General features: G+C 65.8%; 17 protein-coding genes and 1 pseudogene. 6 read left to right on the top strand and 12 right to left on the bottom strand.

Going from position 1 to position 17,246, the window contains the following annotated elements; genetic code table 11:
* Positions 1-20: 20 nt before the first annotated feature.
* Positions 21-848, bottom strand: a complete 828-nt coding sequence (locus tag QPK31_RS00300; protein WP_290420953.1) for an AraC family transcriptional regulator — start codon at positions 846-848, stop codon at positions 21-23.
* Between the two features lie 135 nt (positions 849-983).
* Positions 984-2,777: a glycoside hydrolase family 2 protein gene (locus tag QPK31_RS00295; RefSeq protein WP_290420952.1), complete on the bottom strand. Its 1,794-nt coding sequence runs from the start codon at positions 2,775-2,777 to the stop codon at positions 984-986.
* 139 nt (positions 2,778-2,916) lie between these two features.
* On the opposite strand from QPK31_RS00295, the gene QPK31_RS00290 reads away from it, so the two are divergent.
* Entirely contained in the window at positions 2,917-3,336 is a 420-nt protein-coding gene (locus tag QPK31_RS00290) for a DUF4254 domain-containing protein (RefSeq protein WP_290420951.1), read from the top strand.
* Here the strand turns inward: QPK31_RS00290 and QPK31_RS00285 are convergent.
* Complete coding sequence (locus QPK31_RS00285; protein WP_290420950.1) at positions 3,303-4,355, bottom strand: glycosyltransferase family 9 protein; 1,053 nt, start codon at positions 4,353-4,355, stop codon at positions 3,303-3,305. The two genes, QPK31_RS00290 and QPK31_RS00285, sit on opposite strands and share 34 nt — an antisense overlap.
* 286 nt (positions 4,356-4,641) lie before the next feature.
* Between QPK31_RS00285 and nudC the strand changes: the two genes are divergently transcribed.
* A complete protein-coding gene (nudC, locus tag QPK31_RS00280; protein ID WP_290420949.1) occupies positions 4,642-5,460 on the top strand; it encodes an NAD(+) diphosphatase in 819 nt (272 codons plus the stop codon).
* On the opposite strand, the gene QPK31_RS00275 is transcribed toward nudC, so the two are convergent.
* Positions 5,457-6,380 (bottom strand): hypothetical protein, encoded by a 924-nt coding sequence (locus QPK31_RS00275; protein WP_290420948.1) that lies wholly within the window; start codon positions 6,378-6,380, stop codon positions 5,457-5,459. The two genes, nudC and QPK31_RS00275, sit on opposite strands and share 4 nt — an antisense overlap.
* A gap of 149 nt (positions 6,381-6,529) precedes the next feature.
* Here QPK31_RS00275 and folE point away from each other — a divergent pair, with 149 nt between their 5' ends.
* The 3 genes and pseudogenes from folE to QPK31_RS00260 all read left to right on the top strand — a co-directional run bounded on the left by folE (position 6,530) and on the right by QPK31_RS00260 (position 8,394).
* A complete protein-coding gene (gene folE / locus QPK31_RS00270) occupies positions 6,530-7,096 on the top strand; it encodes a GTP cyclohydrolase I FolE (RefSeq protein WP_290420947.1) in 567 nt (188 codons plus the stop codon).
* Positions 7,097-7,171: 75 nt separating this feature from the next.
* Positions 7,172-7,447 (top strand): annotated as a pseudogene (locus tag QPK31_RS00265) (transposase); the annotation flags it as partial.
* Positions 7,448-7,785: 338 nt separating this feature from the next.
* Positions 7,786-8,394 carry a phosphatase PAP2 family protein gene (locus QPK31_RS00260; protein WP_290420946.1) on the top strand — a complete coding sequence of 203 codons (609 nt, stop codon included), beginning with the start codon at positions 7,786-7,788 and terminating at the stop codon, positions 8,392-8,394.
* 22 nt (positions 8,395-8,416) lie between these two features.
* Here QPK31_RS00260 and QPK31_RS00255 read toward each other — a convergent pair whose 3' ends face one another.
* Together QPK31_RS00255 and QPK31_RS00250 are read right to left on the bottom strand one after the other, a co-directional pair.
* The gene (locus QPK31_RS00255) at positions 8,417-8,821 is read right to left on the bottom strand and encodes a hypothetical protein (RefSeq protein WP_290420945.1); all 405 of its coding nucleotides are present in this window, start codon (positions 8,819-8,821) and stop codon (positions 8,417-8,419) included.
* Positions 8,822-8,953: 132 nt separating this feature from the next.
* Positions 8,954-9,490 (bottom strand): PEP-CTERM sorting domain-containing protein, encoded by a 537-nt coding sequence (locus QPK31_RS00250; protein WP_290420944.1) that lies wholly within the window; start codon positions 9,488-9,490, stop codon positions 8,954-8,956.
* A 205-nt stretch (positions 9,491-9,695) separates the two neighbouring features.
* On the opposite strand from QPK31_RS00250, the gene QPK31_RS00245 reads away from it, so the two are divergent.
* Positions 9,696-10,937 carry an RtcB family protein gene (locus QPK31_RS00245; protein WP_290420943.1) on the top strand — a complete coding sequence of 414 codons (1,242 nt, stop codon included), beginning with the start codon at positions 9,696-9,698 and terminating at the stop codon, positions 10,935-10,937.
* A gap of 313 nt (positions 10,938-11,250) precedes the next feature.
* Here the strand turns inward: QPK31_RS00245 and QPK31_RS00240 are convergent, their stop codons facing one another.
* From QPK31_RS00240 to QPK31_RS00215, 6 genes are all read right to left on the bottom strand, one after another.
* Positions 11,251-12,693: an efflux transporter outer membrane subunit gene (locus QPK31_RS00240; protein ID WP_290420942.1), complete on the bottom strand. Its 1,443-nt coding sequence runs from the start codon at positions 12,691-12,693 to the stop codon at positions 11,251-11,253.
* 5 nt (positions 12,694-12,698) lie between these two features.
* Positions 12,699-13,640 carry an HlyD family secretion protein gene (locus QPK31_RS00235; protein WP_290420941.1) on the bottom strand — a complete coding sequence of 314 codons (942 nt, stop codon included), beginning with the start codon at positions 13,638-13,640 and terminating at the stop codon, positions 12,699-12,701.
* Positions 13,641-13,664: 24 nt separating this feature from the next.
* Positions 13,665-13,871 (bottom strand): DUF1656 domain-containing protein, encoded by a 207-nt coding sequence (locus tag QPK31_RS00230; protein ID WP_229439865.1) that lies wholly within the window; start codon positions 13,869-13,871, stop codon positions 13,665-13,667.
* Positions 13,868-15,916 carry an FUSC family protein gene (locus QPK31_RS00225; protein WP_290420940.1) on the bottom strand — a complete coding sequence of 683 codons (2,049 nt, stop codon included), beginning with the start codon at positions 15,914-15,916 and terminating at the stop codon, positions 13,868-13,870. The genes QPK31_RS00230 and QPK31_RS00225 overlap by 4 nt, the downstream gene beginning before the upstream one ends.
* Positions 15,913-16,383 carry a MarR family winged helix-turn-helix transcriptional regulator gene (locus QPK31_RS00220; RefSeq protein ID WP_290420939.1) on the bottom strand — a complete coding sequence of 157 codons (471 nt, stop codon included), beginning with the start codon at positions 16,381-16,383 and terminating at the stop codon, positions 15,913-15,915. Before QPK31_RS00220 ends, QPK31_RS00225 begins: the two co-directional genes overlap by 4 nt.
* Positions 16,384-16,605: 222 nt before the next feature.
* Positions 16,606-17,235 carry an HAD hydrolase-like protein gene (locus QPK31_RS00215; protein WP_290420938.1) on the bottom strand — a complete coding sequence of 210 codons (630 nt, stop codon included), beginning with the start codon at positions 17,233-17,235 and terminating at the stop codon, positions 16,606-16,608.
* Positions 17,236-17,246: the final 11 nt, after the last annotated feature.

Raw genomic sequence — 17,246 nt, 5'->3', positions numbered from 1 at the left:
GGCGCCGGCTGAGAGCAAGCTCAGGCCGGCGCCGCGTCTTTCAGCCACTGCCGTGGCGAACTCCCCACCATCGTCGTGAACGCCCGCGTGAATGCCGGCGCGCTCGTATAGCCCGCCTGGGCGCTGACCACCTTTACCGGCAAGCCCTTGCGCAGCAGGTTCTGCGCCAGGCCGATGCGCCAGCGCGTCAGGTATTCGCCGGGCGGCATCCCCACCACGTTACGGAAGTGCTCGGTAAAGCGGGCGCGCGACATGCAGGCCAGGCGCGCCAGCGAGGCCAGCTGCCAGGGTTCGTGGGCGCGCTCGTGGATCGCGGCCAGCGCCAGCGACAACTGGCGGTCGGCCAGGCCGGCCAGCAGGCCCACCGACATTTCCCCCTTGTCGAATTCGTTGCGCAGCACTTGCACCATCAGCACGTCGCACAGGCGGTCGAGGATCACGTCGCGGCCCTGGTTCGGGCTGGCCGCCTCGGTGAACAGCAGTTCCAGGGTCTGGCGCAGCACGCCCATGCCGGCCAGCGGCTGGTACAGGCAGTCGGGCAGGGCGCGCGCCAGCGGATTGGCGCCGCCATCCTCGAAGCTGATGTGGGCGCACAGCAGGGTCGCCGTGGCGCCGTCGGGCACCTCGAGCGTGTGGGCCGACCCGCGTGGATAGAACACCATCGCCGGCTCGTCCACGCGCAGCGGCGCGACGCCGTCCTGGCGGAAGATCACCGAACCGGCGCGCACCAGGTGCAACTGGCCCGCGCTCGGGTTTTCCGGAAAAGCATTGGCGTCACAAAAGACGCCATTGAAAAATACACGTGCGCGAAACGAGTAGCGGCCTACCAGCGACGAGATCTTGTCCATAAAGTTGAGAATTGACGAATTCACAGCCTATTCTGGACGATTTGCTAAGTTTTGAGAAGCGAATTGGCAGCTTTTTTTGGTTTTTGGCCAAAAAATCTGACAATGCGTTGTTTCGTTTCCGCAAATCCGACAATTTCACCAGGCGTCAGGCCAGAGTGTGCGGTGCAGGTCGGCCACCTGTTCCGGCGGCAAGCGCGGTTCGCGCCCCTCCGTCAGCAAGCCGTTCTGCTCGTGCGCGACATCGGTCAGCTGGGTGTAGCACAGCCCGGCCAGGAAGGAGAGCGAGGCCAGGCCCTGCATCAATGTGCGGTAGCGCTGGGCCAGTTCATCGACGTCGCCGACATTGCCGTAGTGGTCGTACAGGCGGTCGCGCCGCCGCTCGGGTCCGCCGGGTGTCAGGAGGTAGCCGCCGACTTCGGAAAACATGATCGGCTGGCCGCGGTACTGGGCGCCGGCCAGGAACAATTCGCGCGCCTTGTGCCAGCCGGTGTCCGGCGGCAGGCCGGTGAGCAGGGTGCCGGCGTAACGTTCCAGCAGCTTTTCCACCGGATGCGAATAATCGTGGATGGTGCAGATGTCGGTGACGTCGGTGTGCTGCCAACCGTCGTTGTCGATCACCGGACGCGTGGGGTCGACCATCCGCGTGCGCGCCACCATGCGTTCAAGGAAATCGTGCTGGTGCGGGTGGCGCGTGAGTTCCGGGAAGCCGAAGCTTTCCACCACCGGCACCCAGCCGACGATGGCAGGGTGGTTCGCGTCGCGCACCACGGCGCGCAGCCATTCGAGTTCGAGCCGCTCTTCCGACTCCTCGGACCAGGACCGTGCGTTCGGCATTTCTTCCCATACCATCAGGCCCAGCACGTCGCACCAGTAGAGCCAGCGTTCGTGCTCGATCTTCTGGTGCTTGCGCACGCCGTTGAAACCGAAGCGGCGCGCCCACTCCACATCCGCGCGCAGCGCTTCGTCGGACGGCGCGGCGAGCAGGGTGTCGGGCCAGTAGCCCTGGTCGAGCGCCATCAGCAGGAAGGTGCGCTTGCCGTTCAGGTGGAAGTAGCCATCCTTCAGTTCGATCGAGCGCAGGCCGGCATAGGCTTCGACGGTGTCGACCAGCTGGCCGCAATGGAGCAGGCGCACGCGCAGCTTGTACAGGTGGGGCGAGGCGGGCGACCAGGCGTGCAGTGCCGGCTGGGGCACCTGGGTGCGCAGGCTGAGGCTGGCGCCGCGGCTGGCGGCGCGCGCCGTGGCGCAGACCTGTTCCGAGTCCAGGCTCTCCAGTACGTCGAGCTCGGCTTCCCAGTCGCTCGCCGGGCCGTGCAGGTGGACCGTCAGGGCCAGCGTGCCGTCGGGGAGGGCTTCGTGGATGCGCAGGTGGTCGATGCGCAGCGCCGGCACCGGTTCCAGCCAGACGTTCTGCCAGATGCCGCTGGTGCAATAGTAATAGATGCGCACCGGCGTGCCCGAGGACGACTGCTTGCCGCGCGGCTGGTAGGGGTCTTGCCGGTCCTCGACGCGCAGGGTGACGCGGTTCGCGCCCGGCTTCAGGTAGGGCGCGATGTCGAAGGAGAAGGGCACGTGGCCGCCGCGGTTGCGTCCGGCGACGCGGCCGTTGATCCAGACATCGGCGCGGTAGTCGCAGGCGCCGAAATGCAGCAGCAGGGCGCCGTAGTCCCAGCCTTCGGGGACCTCGAAGCTGCGGCTGTACCACATGATTTCGTGGACCTCGCGGGTACCGATGCCGGAGGCTTGCGATTGGTAGGGAAAGGGCACCTCGATCTGCCGGGGAAGCGTGCGTCCGTCGAACCAGTGCTCGTGCATGCCGGCATCCAGGTCGTCGAAAGCGAACTCCCACCGGCCGTCCAGGCTCGCCCACTGCTGGCGTACCATCTGCGGTCGCGGATGGTGCGCGCGGGGGTCTTCAAGCGTGCGCATGGTGTGGTGGGGCAGGGTTGGGAAGGGACCGCGCATTTTGTTTGCGCTCCGATAAAGTACACCGCAACACCAAAGAACTTTCAAGTACCGCACGGCCTCCAATGATGAGCCGAGCAAACGGGCTCGCGACCAGGAGGCGGTGATCCTGCACGAACCCGATGTACGCTCGATTACCCAGTATCACGATGCCGTTTTGCGCCTGTCCGAAGGCGGCCAGGCGGTGCCGATCACGGGTCGCGGCCCCTGGCCGGCCATCGCGGCGAACCACGAATTTAATGTGCTGTTGTGGCGCGAAGAAGACAAGGCGCGCCGGCGCGATGCCAGCGCCAGCGAGATCGCCGCCAACAAGCGCGACATCGACGCCTGCAACCAGCAGCGCAACGACGCCGTCGAATCCATCGACGAAGCCGTCCTGGCCGCGCTGGCACAGGCAGCCGTCACGCGCCGGCGCCTGGCTGTCGAGCGAAACCGCCGGCGCCATGATCGACCGCCTGTCCAAGCGGGTCATCGGCCTGCCGCGTTCGCCTACCAGTACGGCCACATTCCGGCCCTGCGCTGACGGCTGGGGTCGGTTCCAGCCAGCAGGGCGCGTGCGTGCTGGAGGACGGCGGCCGAGCGCTGGGCGTCCGGGTCCCAGATGCAGCGGTGGTTGTCGCGGTCGAGCGGCGCCCGGCGGGCGATGTCCGCCTTGCTGAAGATGACCACGCTTTTCAGGCGCAGGCCGGCGGCAATGTGCGATACGCCGGTGTCGTTGCAGACCAGCAGCCGCGCGTGCTTCATCAGCACCGCCATCGCCCCGATCGAGATCGGCGCGGCCGCGTTCACCGCGCGCGCCTGCATGTGGCCCGCCACCTCGCCGGCCAGGTCCGCTTCGTCGGCCGAGCCGGTCAGCACCACGTCGACGCCGAATTCGGCGGCCAGCCGGTCCGCCACTTCGGCAAAGCGGCGCGCCGGCCAGCACTTGTCGCGCTTGCGCGCGCCGGGATGCACGCAGATATAGCTCCCGGGTTGCAGGCCCGCGGCGACACCGCTCGCTTCGAGTTCCTGCCGGTCTTCCTGGGCCAGCGGAAACTCCAGGTAGTCGCCGACCGCGCCGGCGCCCAGCCGCCCGACCAGGTGCAGCAGCCGGTCCGGTTCGGCGCCGACTTCGGGATAGGGAAACAGGGCCGTGCGTTCGGTGGCAACCGGCGCGCCCTGGCAATGCCCGGCCAGCGCGTAGGCGCCGAAGCCGGCCACGATGTCGTTGCTGATGCCGCTATTGCCGTGCAGCTGCAGCGCCAGCGTGAACTGGCGCGCGCACATGTTGGCGTAGAAGGGCGTCAGTTCCTCGTGCCGCACCGGCTGCTCGGGCAGCAGCGGGTGGCCGGGAAAGGGAATGAAGTCGTCGATGTAATGGCGAAAGCGCGCGGCGAACTGGCTGGCCCAGGGCAGGCCGACCAGGGTGATGCGCGCATGCGGCAGCGCGGTGCGCAGCGCGCGCAGGGCCGGCACCGCGCACAGCATGTCGCCCAGGTGCAGGGCGCGGAACACGGCCACGGAATCGATGTCGAGCCGGTGGAACAGCGGACGGCGTTGCACGGTTTCCTCCATCAATGACTACGCGGGCAGGGCAGCGCGGCAGGTCATGCCCGGCCGGCAGCGCATGCCAGCCCGCCGGAATTGCAAGGGCGGCCATCGACGCTCCACGGCTCGCTGAAAAACGAGGGATGAAACGCGCTGTTCCCTGGTCGTCTGGATGAGCGTTCCAGCCCTACTTGGAGCGCGATGCACAGCGATTAGTTCGGCACGGTTTTCAAACAGGCGCAGGCAGGCGCGAACGGCTCGCGGTATCATGAAAAACCTTCTCATCCGAGCCCTTGACCTCATGCTGCATACGCCCTCCACCTTCACGCCGCTGATGGCGCCGCAGGCCCATCCGGATCCACTGACCTTCCTGTTCCATGGGGGCCGCCTGCTGGTGCGCGAGCACGATGTGGCGCTGCCCGACGCCGCCGCCCTCGCCATGCTCGACCTCGACCCGGCGCACATGCAGCCGGTCGGCTTATTGGGCGAGCGCTATTGCCAGGCTGGATGGAGCGAGCACAACGCCGTGCCGCCCGGCTATGCCTGGCGCGGCCTGCGTTCGCTGTTTGCCGACATGGACGAGGAGAGGATCGGCGTGGCCGGACGCGCGGCCCAGATCGCCGAGTGGGCGCGCACCCACCGCTACTGCGGCGCCTGCGCCCATCCGATGGAACGCCTGATGCACGAGCGCAGTTTCAAGTGCAGTAACTGCGGCCACCTGGCTTATCCGCGCATCTCGCCGGCGATGATGGTCTTGATCAAGAAGGAAGACAAGGTGCTGCTGGCGCTGCACCACGCCTCGGCGGCGAAGCGCTTCACGCCGCTGGCGGGCTTCCTGGAAGCGGGCGAATCGATCGAGGAAGCGATCCACCGCGAAGTGTTCGAGGAGGTGGGTTTGCAGGTGACCAACCTGCAGTATTTCGCCAGCCAGTCATGGCCCTTCCCGCACTCGCTGATGATCGCCTTCACCGCCGACTATGCGGGCGGCGAGATCCGCATCGATGCCAGCGAAATCGCGGAAGCGCGCTGGTTCGGTCCGGATGACGAATGGCCGGAGCGCGTACCGCACATTTCGGTATCGAGTGTGCTTGTCGACGCGCACCGGCCAGTCGGGCGTTAAGTCTCGCTCGCCGCCGGCAGTGCCGGCGAGGTTTGTACTTGTACCAGCGGGACGGCCGGGACCACGGTAGCATGCGCGGCCGGCAGCGTGCGCGGCGTTTCCTCCGGCCGCGCGCCGGTGCCGCGCAGCTGCACCGCCCGCTGCAGCAAGTCGAACCAGAACGGCGCGCCGAACAGGGTGGTGGCCGCCGTGATCAGCCAGCCGGCCGCCTGCAGCGCAAAGCTGCTGTCGAGTACCGGCGGGAAGGTCGTCCAGCCGATCGGCAGCGCCCATAGCTTGTCGAGGGTGGCGGCGTCGAGCATGCCCGGCACGGCGTCGATGTGGGCCGCCAGCTGGGGCTGCTGCCAGAGCGTGCGGAACAGCGAGATGCTGTCGATGTTGAACATGATCGCCAGCAGCAGCGACAACAGCAGCGAGATCAGCAGCTGGCGCCGTTTATAGGCGCCGGACACGCGCTCCATGGCGTTGTCGAACCAGCCCGCCACCAGGGCCTGGAAACGCTCGAGGTCGCCGCCGGCACGCGCATACAGCGCATGCAGGGCGCGCCGCACCTGGGGATCGGATACGGCGTCGATGTCGGCGCCCAGGCGCGCGAAGTCGCCGGGGGCGCGTTGGATGCTGTCGATCAGCGCGATCGCGAACTGCGCCGGTTCGATGTAGGATGGGCGGGCCGCGAGGTGGCGTTCGTCGACCGGCAGCCCATTGCCGTGCGGGTTGACGAGGGGATGCGCGTATACCATCTGCGCCAGGGCGTCGAAACGCGGATCGTTGAGCATGCTCTTGATGCCGGCCAGCAGGGTGTTGGCACGCAGGCGGAACGCCGCCGCCAGCGCTTCCTGCAAAGTGGCGACGATCAGGGCCACGGTGCCGTAACAGAACGTCAAGCCAATCGCCAATTCCAGTACAGAGCTCCCGAACATGACAATCCTCCAACGCTTGGTTGTGAACCTGTCCACGCTAGCGCATCGATACAACAGAGGAGTCCGTTTTGCTCAAGAAATCGGCAGGCGCCGGAAGGCTCCGCACATTTTCTATATACTGACGGCAATCGTTTTTCGTAGGGTTACACATGTCTGACAAAGAAGCATTTACCGAACAGGACTGGCGCCGTTTGCTGACCAGCCTCGGTGAAGATCCGAACCGTCCCGGCCTGCACGAAACGCCGGCACGGGTTGCAAAAGCCTGGAAACACTGGACCTCCGGCTATGGCCAGGACCCGGTCGAAGTCCTGAAAGCCTTCGAGGATGGCGCGGAGCAGTACAACGAACTGATCGTGGTGCGCGGCATCCCGGTGTACAGCCATTGCGAGCACCACCTGGCGCCGTTCTTCGGCAAGGCCACCGTCGGCTACGTCCCGAACGGGAAGATCGTCGGCCTCTCGAAGCTGACCCGCCTGGTCGACATCTTCTCGAAGCGCCTGCAGGTGCAGGAACGCATGACGATGCAGATCGCGAATGCGCTGATGGAAGTGCTGGAGCCGAAAGCCGTGGGCGTGGTCGTCAAGTGCCGCCACATGTGCATGGAAAGCCGCGGCATCCGTACCCAGGGCGAGGAAACCATCACCTCGGCCATGCTGGGCGAACTGCAGCCGAACCTGGCGCTGCGCACCGAGTTCCTGGCGCTCGCACGCGATTAAACGCGCGGGCCGGTCCCGCCTGCGGGAACCTGTTCATTAACTTCGCCCTCAAAGGATGTTTAGGGGGCGAACGTCATGGCCCGGCCCGAATTCCCCAGCGACATTGGGCGCGAGCAGTTCGAGCTCGTGCGCGAGACACTTGAAGCGGCGCGCCGCAAGACGCGTCCGCGCAAGCACGACCTGTACGACGTGTACTGCGCCGTGCTCTGGTTCCTGCACACCGGCGCCGCCTGGCGCAGCCTGCCGCGCGAGTTTCCTCCCTGGCGCACCGTGCACGAATACTTCACGCAATGGACCATGCTGCGCAACGGCGAGCGTTCGCTGCTCGAGCAGACGCTCGATACGCTCGGGCGCGACGTCGAGCTGGCCCAGTTGCAGCGCCTGATGCGGCCGCGCTGAGAGCGTGAGAAAAAATGGCCATGGCGGCGTTGCCTCGTCTCGCCGTACGCTCGTACTGTCTTCGACTCGGCGCCTTGCCCTGGCCATTTTTTCTCACGCTCTGAAGGCGGTTTCCCAGCCGTGTGGCGTGGATGCGCTGCAATTGTATAAACTGATCACAACAGCGGCCGCACCAGCTGTGCTGCGCAGCCATTTCCTGCTTTGTCACATTCTGTTGCGATTTCAAACCGTGCGCGCCGAACGGCTGAGCTACGCTGGAGCTATTGTCTTTCTTTTACGCCGGCGCCCCGATGTTCGACCAACTCAACCTGTACCTGTTTGCACTGATCAATTCCGCACCTGGCCTGGAGGGCTGGCGCCTGCACGGCGCCGTGTTTGCCGCGGAATGGGTGATCATGATCCTGCCGCTCGGCCTGGTACTGATGTGGATGAACGGCGATACCGCCCAGCGCGAGGCAGCGGTGCGGGCCTTCATGGCGGCCGTGATCGCGCTGACGATCAACAAGATGATCGGCCTGGCGTGGTTCCATCCGCGTCCCTTCATGGCCGAGGTCGGACAGACCTTCATGTTCCACGCGCCCGACTCTTCCTTCCCGAGCGACCACGGCACCAGCATGTTCTCGGTGGCGCTGGCGCTGGCCTTCGGACCGCTGCGCGAGGCACGCCGCTTCGGTGTCGCCTTGCTGGCGCTGGGCGTGGTGGTGGCGTGGGCGCGGGTGTTCCTGGGTGTGCATTGGCCGCTGGACATGGCCGGGGCATTGCTCACGTCGGGCTTCGCGGCCGTGCTGGTGAATACCCGCACAGGGCAGGCGCTGGCGGCGCTGGTGGTGCCGCAGATGCAGGTGGTGTACCGGCGTGTCTTGCGCACGCCAATCAAGCGCGGCTGGCTGCGCCCTTGATGTGAACGCTTGATATCAACGCTTACTCGGTCGGCGCTTCCGCTTCCTCGAACACCAAGTGGTTGTTTTCGTCGAAGTGGAACAGGCCGAGCGGCTGCCCGGTCACCTGCTCGGGTTCTTCCAGCTGGCTGCAGCCTTGCGTCTCGAAGCGCCATGCCGTGTCTCCGGCGCGTACCGTGTAGACATTCTCGCCCGACCCAAACAGCTCCAGTTCCACATCCGCCACCGGTAGCCTGGCCAATTCGAAACGGCGCTGGCAATCCGGCATGCGCGCCGCGATCAGGTCCAGCGTGACTTCCTTCTTCCAGAACTGCTCCTGCACCGCGCGCACCGTCAGCGCGTGCGTATTGCCGTCGATGTAGTAGGTGGCCGAGTCGTCGACGCAGCCGGCCAGCAGCAGGGGAGTCAGGAGAAGAAGAGGTCGCATGCAAGAGTTCCGTGGTCTGGCGCGGGATGGCGCCTCAGCCAGTATAGAACGCGTCTTTCTTGCCGCGCAACTGAGCGGAGAACGCGGACAGCCAAAAAAAAGCCGCCCGCAGGCGGCCTCCTGGCTTGCCGATTACCGTGCACGCTTGCGGCGGCTTGCCACCACAGCCGCCAGGCCCAGCGCGGTCAACGCCAGCGTGGCAGGCTCCGGCACATCCGACTGCGCGATGGCGCGGACCAGGAAGGTTTCGGACGTGCCTGCCTGTGCGCCCCAGCCAGGTGCGAAAGGCGCGCCCCAGACATAACCTGCCAGGATATCGCCGGTGTCGCAGTGGTTGTAGTTCGTCGAGAAATACGTCGACGCGCAGAGCACCCCACCGTTCGGCGTAAAGGCAGCCGAGAGTGCTTGCAGACTGGCGAAGCTGGCGTTCCATTGTTCGGCAGTAGCGAAATCGAAACCGTGGTGACGCACGACCAGGTCGCAGCTGCCGGCGCCGCCGCCGCATGGACTGGCGTAGACCCATTCGTAACCGCCGGCGCGGACGATCAGCGAGGCATCCGGTTCCTGGTTCAGCAGCAAGCCGGCGTGGGCGGACCCGGCACTCAGCAGCACGGTACCAGCCACAGCAGCGAGACCGGCGCGTTTCAGGGTAGACAGAAGTTTGGACATGGTTTTCCTTGTTATTAATGAATTGTTATTGGTTCTTATAAATAAGCAATTGCCATGCCAATGAAATTTATCTATGTAAATCAATGATCTTTCTGATCAACTAAACTGTTCTGTAAGACATTTCGACAGTTGCTCCCAGGCTCGCGCGCTCCACCGTCGATGGATTTCATGGATCATGAAACCGTTATTGCCCCTACCACGAATCATGCGAGCCGATCAGACTGCCTATCAATTGCTGGAAGCGCCCGGCGCCAAGCCGGTCAAGATGTGGACCCGTGGCGTGCCGGTCGAGGAAGCCGCCAAGAAGCAACTGGGTAAGCTTGCGCAATTGCCCTTCATTTACCACCATGTTGCCGTGATGCCCGACGTGCATCTCGGCAAAGGTTCGACCATCGGCAGCGTGATCCCGACGCTGGGCGCGGTGATTCCGGCCGCGGTCGGCGTGGATATCGGCTGCGGCATGATGGCCGCCAAGACCACCCTGCGCGCCACCGACCTGCCCGACAGCCTGGGCAAGCTGCGCAGCGCCATCGAGCAAGCCATCCCGCACGGCATGTCGCACAAGACGCGCAATGCCAGGGGCCGCGACACCGGTTCCTGGGACCGTCCGCCGCCGCCGGTGGATGCCGGCTGGGCCAAATTGAAGGACGAGTTCGACGCCCTGTGCCGCAAGTGGCCCAAGCTGCGCGGCACGAACAACTACAAGCATCTCGGCACCCTCGGCAGCGGCAATCACTTCGTGGAAATTTGCCTCGACGAGGACAACTTCGTCTGGCTGATGCTGCACTCGGGCTCGCGCGGCGTGGGCAATGCCATCGGGACCCATTTCATCGAGCTGGCCAAGCAGGACATGCGGCGCCACATGGTGAACCTGCCCGACCAGGACCTGGCCTACCTGGAAGAAGGCACCCAGCATTACAAGGACTACATCGAGGCGGTCGGCTGGGCCCAGAAGTTTGCCCGCATCAATCGCGAAGTGATGATGCAGAACCTGATCCACGCGGTACGCAGCGTGATCGCCAAGCCTTTCGAGACCCACGTGGAAGCCGTGAATTGCCACCACAACTACGTGCAGCAGGAGCGCCACTTCGGCCGCGATGTGCTGATTACCCGCAAAGGTGCGGTCTCGGCAAAAGCGGGGGAATTAGGCATCATTCCAGGGTCGATGGGCGCAAAAAGCTTCATCGTGCGCGGCAAGGGCAACCCGGAGAGTTTTAACAGTTGCAGCCATGGCGCAGGACGCACCATGAGCCGCACCGAAGCCAAGCGCCGCTTCACCCGCGCCGACGTCGAGCGCGCCACGCAGGGCGTGGAATCACGCAAGGACGAAGGCGTGATCGACGAAATCCCGATGGCCTACAAGGACATCCATGCGGTCATGCAGGCCCAGGACGAACTCGTGGAGGTGGTGCATACCCTGAAGCAGATTGTTTGCGTAAAGGGCTGACGGTTTAAAGCATCTACAGCAATGCAGTGATGCGTGGTATTAGACTCTTGTCCACGTACTCAACCGTAGGGTGGGCCGGGCCGCGCTAGGCACTCCGTGCCCACGCGGTTACGCGCGTGTCCGTTCAGCGTTAGCGGTGAAATTTCGCTCGTGTCATGGCCGCCAGTCGCCAGCTCTTGCTTCGCGTTAGTTTGCATATTCCGCGAGCGATGATTCGCGGCAGCTGGCCGCACGCATGCGCACGTAACCGCGTGGGCACGGAGTGCCTAGCGCGGCCCGGCCCACCCTACGGTTTTACGCCCTGGACATGTGTTTACTCGTCCACCTTTTCCCAGCCACCACCCAAGGCCAGGAACAACCCCACCTGGTCACTCGCCAGCTTCGCATCCGACGCCGCCACCGCCGCCTGCGCCGACGCCAGCGTCCGCTCCGCATCCAGCGTGGTCAGGAAATCGGTGCGCCCGAAGCGGTACAGCTTCGCCGCCTGTTGCGACGCCAGTGCGCTCTGGTCGCGCGCCGCCTTCAAGGCCGCATTCCGGTCCAGCTCGCGCGCATACGCCGTCAAGGCCGTCTCGGTCTCGCGCAAGGCGTTCAGCACCACGCCATCGAACCTGGCCAGCGCGGCAGCCGTGCTCGCCTCGGCCTGCTCGATGTGCACGCGCGCCGTGCCGGTCGACGGAATCGTCCAGGAAATCAGCGGTCCCAGGCTGTAGCGGAAGGTATTGCCCTCGCCGAAGCCCGACAGGCCGCCGGTGCTGCCCGCCGTCAGCCCCAGGCTGATCTGCGGATACAGCTCGGCGGTGGCCACGCCGATGCGCGCCGTGGCGCTTGCCAGCGTACGCTCGGCCTGGCGGATATCCGGCCGCCGGCGCAGCAAGGCCGCCCCATCGCCGACGGGAATCGCCGCCGCCAGCTGCGGCACCTTTGCACATTGCGCCACTGCCTGAGGGAATTTGCCCGGCACCTCACCGGTCAGCACCGCCAGCCGGTACAGGGCCGTGCGGCGCTGCGCCTCCAGCGGCGGCAGGGCCGAGCGCAATTGCTCCAGCTGGCCGAGGGCGCGGCTGTTGTCGAGCGCCGCGCCGCGTCCGAGTTTGACGCGCTGCGCGGTGGACGCGGCGAACTTGCGCTGCAAGTCCACCGATTGCTGGGCAATCGCGATCTGCTGCCCGGCCGAGCAGGCCTCGGCATAGGCGCGCGCCGTGTCGGCCGCCACCGTCACCCGGGTCAGGTCGAGCGCGGCCTGGGCGACTTCAGTGTCGGCGCCGGCCGCTTCCACGGCGCGGCGGATCTTGCCGAACAAATCGAGTTGATAAGACACGTGCAGGCCGGTGTCGTACGTGGCGCGGTCCGCCATCGAACCCGGCAAGCCGTTGGCGGCGCCGGATGCGCGGCCGTAGCCGGGTGTGGCCGAGACGCTGGCTTCCGGCCGGCGCAATTCTTCCGCTTCCGACAGTACGGCGCGGGCACGCGCCAGGTTGGCGGCGGCCACACGCAAATCGGTGTTCGCGGCAAAGGCTTTGTCGACCAGCCCATCCAACGTGCTGTCGTGGTACAGGCGCCACCATTGTGTCGGCAGCGGCGCCAGGGTGAACGGTTTTTCCGCAGCACTGACGAAAGGCGCGGCGGCGTCAGGCCGTTTCACCACGGCCTCGTCCGGCACATGGTAATTCGGGCCGACCGTCGTGGTACAGGCGCTCACCGCCAGCAGTGCCGCTACCGCTCCTGCTTTCAATGAAAAAGTTTGATAGTCCATCATGATCACCGCTTGGTATTCAGCGAACTCGGCGCCGCCATCGCCTGTGCTTGCGGACGGGTGGCAGGCTTGGCCGCATCCGGTAACACCTGCACGGTGGCGGTCTGGCCGGCGACCAGGCGCACATTGGTAGGCACCGGATCGAGCGCCACGCGCACCGGAATGCGCTGCGCCAGGCGGACCCAGTTGAAGGTCGGGTTAATGTTCGGCAGCAGGTTGGTGCCGGTGGTGCGGTCGCGGTCCGAAATGCCTTCGGCGAAGCTTTCCACGTGGCCGCCGAGCTTTTGCTGCGCACCCATCAGCGACACGGTCACGCGGTCGCCCAGGTGGATCTGCGGCAGCTTGGTTTCTTCGAAATAGCCTTCGACATAGAAGGAACCGCGGTCGACCAGCGCCATTACCGGGTGGCTGGCGCTCACATACGCGCCCGGCCGCAAATCGAGGTTGGTGACGAAACCGTTGACCACCGATTTCACCTGCGTGCGTTCCAGGTTCAGCTTGGCGGTGTCGCGGTTCACCACGGCCTGGGCCAGGGCGGCGCGTGCGGTTTCCACGCGCGACTGGCCTTGCTCGCGGGTCTCGAGCGCCACCAGGTCGTCGAGCTGGACGTTGCGGCGCGATTCGCGCTGGGCCTGGTTCAGCGCCGCCTGGGCCGCCTGCTCGGCCGCTTCGGCCTGGCGCAGGGCCAGCTCGAAACGCGCGCGGTCGACTTCGAACAGCAAGTCACCCGCGTTCACCTGCTGGTTGTCGTGCACGTAGACCTTCGTTACCTGACCGGTGACGTCGGGAGCGACCTGCACCACGTAGGCCTTGACGCGGCCGTCGCGGGTCCAGGGTTCGACTTCGTAATGGCGCCACAGCTGCCAGCCCGCATACGCGGCGCCGGCGGCGGCGATCAGGGTGATACCGACCCGGCCCACTGCCGGAAGAGAAAATTTCTTGAACATGATCAAAGTAAATTCAGGACAGATTCAGAACAGATTGGAACCGAAGAACACCAGGGCGCCGAGCACGATGACGAACAGCGAAAAATCGAACAGCGCCGGATGCCAGATGTGGCGGTACAGGCCGGTGCGCGCGAGCACCCAGTTGAACAGGCGCGAGACCACGAGTGCGAGCAGGGCCAGCAATAGCAGCGGTGGAACATAGATGCCGTAGAGGCTGACTTCGCCGATCATCGGATCTCCTTTTCTAATACGGGCGAGGGTTGATAAGGTGGCGCCTCGGGGAACAGGTCGCGGCGGATGCCGGCCAGCGCCGCCAGGGCGTCGCGCTGGGCGGTCGACGTTTGCGCCGCGCTGACCGAGCGCAAGGCGTTGTCGATCGAGGCCAGCAGGTGCGCATTTTCTCCAGCGTCCACATGCGGCCGCGCATCGAAGTGCTGCGACAGGTGTTCCAGCAGCGCCCACAGCGCGGCCTGGCTGCGGCCGAGTTCGTGGCGTGCGGCCAGCAATTGCGTCATGTTCAGGCCGATACGCAAGTCGACCAGGGCGTCGGCCGCCTGCAGGTCTTGCTGGGCGCCGGCCATCGCCAGGCGCGGTGTCAGCAGGGCGATGCGGTCGACCATGCGTGCGGAGAATTCCGGCATCGACGGCACTTGCCGGCCAGCGCCCATGGTAGCGAGTTCCTTCCAGCCGGCACGCAGCAGGCGGCGCGCGGTCCAGCCGGCACTCACGCTGCGGAACATGCCGATCACCAGCACCGCCAGCGCCAGCCCGGCCAGTTGCGCCAGGGTCGAATTGATGAAGGAGGCGGCGTCGGCCGTATTCGTGTCCTGCAGGGCCAGGGTGCCGCCGATGCCGAACAGGAAGGGCATGGCGCGCCCGAAGGTGCTTGGCCGCGCGATCAGCGCGCCCAGCACCAGGAAGGCGGGCGCGCAGGCCAGCACCAGCATCTCGAAGCTGTGGATCGCCGGCAGCACCGCCAGCAGGTAAAAGGCCGACAGCGGCACCGAATAGATCGTCCACACCAGGAAGCCCTTGATGAAGGGCACCGGATCGTCCTGGGTAGCGAAGAAGCAGGACATCACGGCGGCCATCATCGGCATCGCCGCGCCCGAAGGCCAGCCGGTGGCGATCCAGAAGGCGCAGCCGGCCAGCGTGGCGATGATCGCCGCCAGCGACGAGACCACCGCCATGCCGCGGTCCAGGTGCAGCGCGTTGGCCGGCACACCGGGCAGGTGGCGTGCTTCGGGCGGCAGCGGCCCGCTGGCGCCCTTGCCGATACAGCGGCGCAGCGTTTGCGCCTCGGCGCCGGCATCGACGAGGGCGCGCAGGCGGGCGGCCAGATTCAGTTGCACCAGTTCCAGCCAGCTGCTGTTGCGCGAAGGCTGGGGCGCCAGGGCATCGATGGCGGCGCGCAGGCCTTGCGGGTCGTGCGGTGCCTCGTCCTTGCGGGTGCCGGCCCAGGCGGTGATGTCGGCCAGCAGCGTGCGCCAGCGCGAATTGTCTTCCAGGGCGCCGAGCTGGCGCAGCGCCAGCAGGCGGTCTTCGATGGCCGACAGCATCGGCACCATCGCCGCCAGGCGTTCCTGCAGCGCGTGGATGGCATTCCCGGTCCAGCGCAGGTGCGAGGTGTCGAAGGGCAGGTGCACGGCCATCATGCGCAGCTCGGTGATGTCGCCGGCCAGCTTGCGGCGGTCGCCGGTGCTGTTGCTGTCGCCGTTCGGGGCAAGGGCATCGGCGATCCAGTTGCGGGCGTCGCGCAGGGCGTTGTCGAGGCGCGCCAGCATCACCGGGCCGAAGCTCTGCGGGAAGACCAGCGAGTGCACGACGGTGGCGCAGGTGATGCCGAGCAGGATCTCCTCGACACGCGCCAGGGCGATGTCGAAGATGGTGCCGGGATCGTTCACGGCCGGGAAGGCGATCAGGCCGGCGGTGTAACCGGCCAGCATCATCAGGTAGGAGCGTGGCGTGCGGTCCAGCAGCGACACGTACAGGCAGCCGCCGACCCACAGCGCCAGGGCCAGCGACAGCAGCTCGGGCGAGTTGGCGAATGCCGGCACGATCAACACCGTGGCAAAGGCGCCAAGGAAGGTGCCGCCGAAGCGGTACAGCGCCTTCGAGCGGGTGGGGCCGGAGAAGGGGGCGCCGACGATGTAGGCCGTCATCAGCGCCCAGAATGGACGCGGCAGTCCGATGCGCATCGCCAGGTAAAGCGCGAGCATCGCTGCCGTGAAACTTTTTACCGAAAACAGGACTTCGGCCTTGCTGAAGAGCTTCACGCCTGCTTGTCCCCAGGCTGTTGTTCGCAAGGCTTGATCTTCGATTGCAGGCCGGTCAGGACGCGCAGGCAGGCATCGATATCGGCCTGCGCGAATTCGGCGAACAGGTTGCGGCGGAAGGGGATCAGGGCTTCTTCCATCTGCGCGGCGCGGGTCTTGCCGTCGGCGGTGAGCTGCAGCAGCTTGGCGCGGCGGTCTTGCGGGTCTTCGTGGCGCGCGACCAGGCCGTTTTCGATGAGCAGGTCGATCACGCGCACCAGCGACGAGGCTTCCAGGCCGAGGGCGTCGGCCAGCACGCCGGGACGCACGCCGTCCTGGCCGAGGCGGCCGAGGATCAGCACCGGCAGGGCGGTGGCCTGGGACAGGCTGTACTGCGAGGCGACCTTGTCCGCCATGGCCTTGTAGGCGCGCGAGGCGTGGGTCAGCGTCGCGGTGAGTTGCATCAGGGTTTGATCGAGGGGATTCATGCCGTGAGGGAATTCGTTTGAGTGCTAAAGTTTAGCATGCGAAGTATTTTTTTGCAGGCGAGGCCTGATTCGTAGGGTGGGCACCCCGTGCCCACGCGGAACGATGATCATTGTTTGCTGACCCGACGGAATATTGTTGGCGCTAGCTCTGTGCTGTAAACGCTGCAAACACTGTGCATCGTTCCGCGTGGGCACAGAGTGCCTTGCGCGGCCCGGCCCACCCTACAATGTCGCGATTCCTGCCAGCGCCCCTGGCCTATCGAACTCATGCTCCGGATCGACCTTGCGCAGCACCTCGATCGGCGCATAGCCCCAGTGCACCGCGGCGAAGTCGACCCCGGCCTTGCGCGCCGCTTCGGCATCGGTGGCCTGGTCGCCGATGTACAGCGCGGCCGACGGTTCCACCATGGCCCGCTTCACCACCTTGCGGATGCGCGAGGTCTTGCCGAAGATCGACATCCCGCACTCGTACTGGCTAATCAAGCCCGCCAGTTCCGGCCCCAGCACTTGCCGCACGTTGTATTCGGAATTCGACGACACGATGGTCAGTTCGAGATTGCCGCGCGCCAGTTCGCGCAGCGCGTGGTCGACTTGCGGGAACAGGCGCACCTGCCCGGCGTTCTCGCTCATCAGGGTCTTGAAGCTGGCGGCGGCCAGCGGCAGCTTCCAGGGCGGCATGCCGACGTGGCGCATCATGTCGCGCGGTTCGTAGTGGCGCAGGCGCTCCACCTGCGTGATGTCGATGCGCCGGAAACCGTGCTGGTCGGCGATCTGGTTGAACACGCTGAGGAAGAAGGGAAACGAGTCGGCGAGTGTGCCGTCGAAGTCGAAGATGGCGAGACGATAGGTCATGCTGACAGGGT

Source organism: Massilia sp. YIM B02769, assembly GCF_030411995.1.
Classification (GTDB): Bacteria; Pseudomonadota; Gammaproteobacteria; order Burkholderiales; family Burkholderiaceae_D; genus Telluria.
Note: the sequence above shows the minus strand (reverse complement) of the source record. Positions and strands in the feature narration are given on the sequence as shown.

What these genes read in the sequence shown, in the direction of transcription:
- QPK31_RS00275 (WP_290420948.1), bottom strand. Translation starts at nt 6,380, where the DNA reads ATGTTCGGGAGCTCTGTACTGGAATTGGCGATTGGCTTGACGTTCTGT.
- QPK31_RS00300 (WP_290420953.1), bottom strand. Translation starts at nt 848, where the DNA reads ATGGACAAGATCTCGTCGCTGGTAGGCCGCTACTCGTTTCGCGCACGT.
- QPK31_RS00220 (WP_290420939.1), bottom strand. Translation starts at nt 16,383, where the DNA reads ATGAATCCCCTCGATCAAACCCTGATGCAACTCACCGCGACGCTGACC.
- QPK31_RS00240 (WP_290420942.1), bottom strand. Translation starts at nt 12,693, where the DNA reads ATGGACTATCAAACTTTTTCATTGAAAGCAGGAGCGGTAGCGGCACTG.
- QPK31_RS00215 (WP_290420938.1), bottom strand. Translation starts at nt 17,235, where the DNA reads ATGACCTATCGTCTCGCCATCTTCGACTTCGACGGCACACTCGCCGAC.
- QPK31_RS00255 (WP_290420945.1), bottom strand. Translation starts at nt 8,821, where the DNA reads ATGCGACCTCTTCTTCTCCTGACTCCCCTGCTGCTGGCCGGCTGCGTC.
- QPK31_RS00260 (WP_290420946.1), top strand. Translation starts at nt 7,786, where the DNA reads ATGTTCGACCAACTCAACCTGTACCTGTTTGCACTGATCAATTCCGCA.
- QPK31_RS00230 (WP_229439865.1), bottom strand. Translation starts at nt 13,871, where the DNA reads ATGATCGGCGAAGTCAGCCTCTACGGCATCTATGTTCCACCGCTGCTA.
- nudC (WP_290420949.1), top strand. Translation starts at nt 4,642, where the DNA reads ATGCTGCATACGCCCTCCACCTTCACGCCGCTGATGGCGCCGCAGGCC.
- QPK31_RS00235 (WP_290420941.1), bottom strand. Translation starts at nt 13,640, where the DNA reads ATGTTCAAGAAATTTTCTCTTCCGGCAGTGGGCCGGGTCGGTATCACC.
- QPK31_RS00250 (WP_290420944.1), bottom strand. Translation starts at nt 9,490, where the DNA reads ATGTCCAAACTTCTGTCTACCCTGAAACGCGCCGGTCTCGCTGCTGTG.
- QPK31_RS00295 (WP_290420952.1), bottom strand. Translation starts at nt 2,777, where the DNA reads ATGCGCACGCTTGAAGACCCCCGCGCGCACCATCCGCGACCGCAGATG.
- QPK31_RS00245 (WP_290420943.1), top strand. Translation starts at nt 9,696, where the DNA reads ATGCGAGCCGATCAGACTGCCTATCAATTGCTGGAAGCGCCCGGCGCC.
- folE (WP_290420947.1), top strand. Translation starts at nt 6,530, where the DNA reads ATGTCTGACAAAGAAGCATTTACCGAACAGGACTGGCGCCGTTTGCTG.